Source organism: Microvirga sp. KLBC 81 (assembly GCF_003075415.1).
Lineage (GTDB): Bacteria > Pseudomonadota > Alphaproteobacteria > Rhizobiales > Beijerinckiaceae > Microvirga.
Window position 1 is genome coordinate 1 of the sequence record NZ_QDAH01000339.1, and the last position, 523, is coordinate 523.

A 523-nucleotide genomic window follows, 5' to 3' on the forward strand; every position below is an offset into this window, starting at 1 on the left:
CCGTTTCGAAAGCCTGCTGGACCGCCTGAAGCCGCGCGCCCAGGAAATCGACGAACTGGCGCAGATCGACTACCGCGACCTGGGCAGCCTGCTGCTGGTGACCCCCGGCATGCCGCTGATGCGGCGCATCCCGCCACTGCCGGGCATCGACGGTTGCAACGTGCTGGGCCAGCCGGTGCTGCCCGATGAACTGCCGGACACCCCGTTCAACGCCGAAATGTCCGGCGTCGAGATCGATCCGGAAGACCCCAACCTGCTGCGCGCCGCCATCGCCGGCTCTCCCAAGCTCATCCATCAGGGCGCGCAGGTCAATCCGGTGGTCGAGGTCGACGCGGTCGACCTGTCCACCGGCAACATCAACTTCCAGGGGTCGTTGCAAGTGCGCGGCGATATCAGCGCCACGATGGAAGTGCGCGTGACCGGCGACGTGGTCGTCAACGGCACCATGGAAGCCGCCCTGGTCGAAGCGGGGGGCAACGTCACGGTCAAGGGCGGCATCATCGGCATGGCCGAAGCCATGCAG

1 protein-coding gene is annotated in these 523 nt (G+C 66.9%); it reads left to right on the forward strand.

From position 1 onward, the window contains the following. Positions 1–523, forward strand: a 523-nt coding sequence (locus DC522_RS34085) for a FapA family protein (RefSeq protein WP_133239474.1), incomplete at both ends; no start/stop codon positions are given.